The sequence below is a fragment of the Streptomyces sp. NPDC047022 genome (assembly GCF_040644155.1).
In the GTDB taxonomy this organism is placed as follows: Bacteria; Actinomycetota; Actinomycetes; order Streptomycetales; family Streptomycetaceae; genus Streptomyces.
Genome location: NZ_JBEYVV010000080.1, coordinates 1 through 4,416, shown reverse-complemented (window position 1 = coordinate 4,416; position 4,416 = coordinate 1). Strand labels below are relative to the sequence as shown.

The following is a 4,416-nucleotide window of genomic DNA, read 5'->3' as shown; positions in this document are numbered from 1 at the left end:
GTGCCGGTGGGCGTCGCGGGCGAACTGTACTTGGCCGGTGTGCAGTTGGCGCGCGGGTACGCCGGGCGGGTCGACCTGACCGCGGAGCGGTTCGTCGCGGACCCGTTCGGCCCCGCCGGTGAACGGATGTACCGCACCGGCGACCAGGTCCGGTGGGACGCGGACGGCCGACTGGTGTTCGGCGGCCGGCTGGACGACCAGGTGAAGATCCGCGGCTTCCGGATCGAGCCCGGCGAGGTCGCCGCGGTACTGGCCGAGCATCCGCAGGTCGAACAGGCCATGGTGATCACTCGTCAGGAAGCGGAAGAACAGCGGCTGGTCGGCTACGTGGTGCCCGCGGGCGAAGCTCCGAAGGCGGAGATCCCGGCGGACGTACGGAAGTTCGCGGCCGAGCGGCTGCCGGGGTACATGGTGCCGTCCGCCGTGGTGGTGCTGGACGTGTTGCCGGTGACGGCCAACGGCAAGCTGGACCGCACGGCACTCCCCGCACCGGACTTCGCGGCCGCCGCAGGCGCGGGCCGGGAGCCGGCCACGGAACAGGAACGGCTGCTGTGCCAGGCGTTCGCCGAGGTCCTGGGCCTGCCGCTGGTCGGCGTCGACGACGACTTCTTCACACTCGGCGGCCACTCGCTGCTGGTCATGCGGCTGGTCAGCCGGGTGCGTGCGGAGCTGGGGGTGGACGTGCCGATGCCGGCCCTGTTCGAGGCGCCGACCCCGGCCGGGCTCGCGGCCTGGCTGACCGTGCACGCCGAGAAACAGAAGAAGGCCAGGCCCTCACTGCGGCCGATGCGCAAGCAGGAGGAGCCCCCCCGATGATCCCGTTGTCGTTCTCACAGAGCCGGCTGTGGTTCCTCGCCCAGCTGGAGGGGCCGAACGCCACCTACAACAACCGGATGGTGCTGCGGCTGACCGGCAAGCTGGACCAGCAGGCCCTGAACGCGACACTGCGCGATGTCATCTGCCGGCACGAGGTGCTGCGCACGGTCTTCCCCGCCGTCGGCGGGCAGCCCTGCCAGCGCGTGCTCGACCTCGACGAGGTGCACTGGGACCTGCCGGTGATCGAGGTGGTCGAGACGGACCGGCCCGAGCAACCCCACCAGCGGCTGCTGTCGGCTGCCGACCTCTGGGAGCGGCCCTCGGCCGACCTGCCGGTGATCGAACCGGCGGCCGGGCTGCCCGGCTCGACGGTGTCGCGGGCGGAGCTGGCCGGAGCGGTGGCGCGGGCCACGGCGTACACCTTCGACCTCACCTCGGAGATCCCGCTGCGGGCCTGGCTGTTCGCGGTGCACCCGGACGAGCACGTACTCGTCCTGGTGGCCCACCACATCGCCTGGGACGACTGGTCGATGGGCCCGCTGGCGCGTGACCTGTCGGCGGCCTACCAGGCGCGCCGCGAGGGTCGTGCCCCGGTCTGGGAGCCGCTGCCCGTGCAGTACGCGGACTACACGCTCTGGCAGCGGGAAGTGCTCGGCGACGAGAACGACCCGGACAGCATGCTCGCCGCCGAACTGGCCCACTGGCGCGAGGCGCTGGCCGGGGCACCGGTGGAGCTGGCACTCCCCACGTCACGCCCGCGCCCGGCCGCCCCCAGCCACCGCGCGCACGGCGTGGCCGTCCGGGTGCCCGAGGAGCTGCACCGGCGGCTGGTCGACCTGGCGCGCGAGCGGGGCGTGACCCTCTTCATGGTGCTGCACGCCGCCCTGGCGGTGACCCTGTCCGGCCTGGGCGCGGGCGAGGACATCCCGATCGGTTCGGCGATCGCCGGGCGCACCGACGAGGCCCTGAACGACCTGGTCGGCTGCTTCGTCAACACCGTGGTGATCCGGAGCGACCTGTCCGGCGACCCGACCTTCGACACCGTTCTGGACCGGGTCCGCCGGTCCACGCTGGGCGCCTTCGGACACCACGAGGTGCCGTTCGAGCGCCTGGTGGAGGAGCTGGCCCCGTCCCGTTCGTTGGCCTGCCACCCGCTGTTCCAGGTGATGCTGACGCTGCAGAACGCCGGTACCACCGTGGCCGGTGCCGGATCCGCGCTGCGACTGCCGGACATCCGGGCGGACGAACTCTCGCTCGGCCGGCCGGCGGCCAAGTTCGACCTGGACATCGTGGTGAACGAGGTCCTCGACGAGCAGGGCGCCCCAGCGGGTCTGCGCGGCCTGCTCACCGCGGCGGCGGACCTGCTGGACGCGGACACCGCCGAGCTGATCGCCGACCGGCTCGTGCACGTCCTGGCTGCCCTCGCCGAGGACCCGAAGGCCCGGATCGGCACGCTGGGCGCGCCGGACCTGACCGGGACACCGGAGATCCGGCGGCGCCTCGACGACCAGCTGAGGATCAACGGCTTCCGGGTCCGGCTCGCCGACATCGAGTCCACGCTGGAGGCGCACGAGTCCGTCGCGGAAGCAGCGGTGACGACACGTCAGGACAGCGGGGGCGCAGACCGGCTGATCGGCTATGCGGTGCCGCGGTCCGGCGCCACCCTCGACCCGGCCGAGCTGCGCGACATGGTGGCCCGCAGCCTGCCCGAGTACATGGTGCCCGAGACGGTTGTGGTGCTGGACGCACTGCGCCGCACAGCCGACGGACAGCCGGACCGGACGGCGCTGCCGGACCCGGAGTTCGCGCTGACCGCCGCGCCCGGCCGCGCACCGGCGAACGTGCAGGAGGAGATCCTCTGCGAGGCCTTCGCGCACGCCCTCGGAAAGGAGAACGTCGGGGTCGAGGACAACTTCTTCGCCCTCGGCGGGCACTCGCTGCTCGCGGTGTCGCTCGTCGAGTACCTGCGGGACCGCAATGTGTCGATATCCATCCGCACCCTGCTGCGCAACCCCACGCCCGCGGCGCTGGCCGAGGTGGCCGGCCCCGGCCAGGTCACCGTGCCGCCGAACCTGATCCCCGAGGGCGCCACCGCGATCACGCCGGACATGCTGCCGCTGGTCGAGCTTGACGCGGCCGAGGTCGAGCGGATCACGGCCCAGGTCGAGGGCGGCGCGGCCAACATCGCCGACGTGTACCCGCTCGCCCCGCTCCAGGAAGGCTTCCTCTTCCACCACCTGATGGCCCGCCAGGAGGAAGACGGCGCCGACGTCTACGCCATGCCGATGGTGCTGGGCTTCGACTCGCGCCGGCGGCTGGACTCGTTCCTGGCCGCGTTCCAGCGGGTGATGGACCGGCACGACATCTACCGCACGGCGATCGTGTGGGAGGGACTGCGCGAGCCGGTGCAGGTGGTGCTGCGGCACGTCCAGCTGCCGGTGGACCAGGTCGAGCTGGACCCCCGGGGTCCGGACCCGGTCGCCCAGTTGCTGGCCGAGGACGGCGGCCGGATCGACATCGGCCGGGCCCCGCTGATCCGGGTCCGCACCGCAGCCGAGCCGGGCGGCGACCGGTGGCTGGCCCTGATCCGTATCCATCACATGGTGCAGGACCACACGGCGCAGGAGGTGCTGCTCGGCGAGCTGCGCGCCTTCATGTCGGGTCAGGACGACTCGCTGGCCGCTCCGCTGCCGTTCCGCACGTTCGTGGCGCAGTCCCGGCTGGGCGTGCCACGCGAGGAGCACGAGCGCTACTTCGCGGGCCTGCTGGGCGACGTCGACGAGGCCACAGCGCCGTTCGGGCTGCTCGACGTACACGGCGACGGCACCGAAGCGGAGCTGGCACAGCTTTCGATCGAGCCCGAACTGGCCCAGCGTGTCCGAGAGTTGTCCCGACGGCTGGGCGTCAGCCCGGCGACCGTGTTCCACCTGGCGTGGGCAAGAGTGCTGGCGGTGGTCAGCGGCCGGGACGACGTGGTGTTCGGCACCGTGCTGTTCGGCCGGATGAACGCCGGTGCCGGCTCCGACCGGGTCCCGGGCCTGTTTCTCAACACCCTGCCGCTACGGGTGCGCGTCGGCTCGACCTGCGTCGGCGACGCGCTCTCCGAGGTGCGCCGGCAGCTTGGAGAGCTCCTGGTGCACGAGCACGCGCCGCTCGCGGTGGCGCAGAAGGCCAGCCGCGTCCCGGCCGGCAGCCCGCTGTTCGCCTCGGTGTTCAACTACCGGCACAACCAGCCCGTCGAGGGTACCTACGGCATCGGTCTCGACGGTGTGGAACTGCGCTACCTCTGGGACCGCTCCAACTACCCGTTGAACGTGTCGGTGAGCGACCGGGGCACCGGCTTCGACCTCACGGTGCACGCGGTGGCTCCGGCCGACGCGGCACAGGTGTGCACCCTGCTGCAGACCGTGCTGGGCGGACTGGTGACGGCCCTCGAGGAGGCCCCCGACACGCCGCTCGCGGCGGTACCCGTGTTGAACGCCGAGCAGCGCCACCAGCTGGTAGCCGACTGGAACGCGACGGAGCGTCGGCTGCCGGTGGGTCTGGTGCCGGAGTTGTTCGAGGCGCAGGTGGGGCGGACGCCGGAGGCGGTGGCGGTGG

The 4,416-nt window shown here is 72.4% G+C and carries 2 protein-coding genes; both read left to right on the top strand.

Annotated elements, in window-relative coordinates:
* Positions 1 to 816 (top strand): phosphopantetheine-binding protein (locus tag ABZ845_RS31750; RefSeq protein ID WP_360986954.1); only part of this gene is annotated, 816 nt, incomplete at its 5' end.
* On the top strand, positions 813 to 4,416 hold a 3,604-nt coding region (locus ABZ845_RS31745), incomplete at its 3' end, for a condensation domain-containing protein (RefSeq protein ID WP_360986951.1). The genes ABZ845_RS31750 and ABZ845_RS31745, both read left to right, overlap by 4 nt.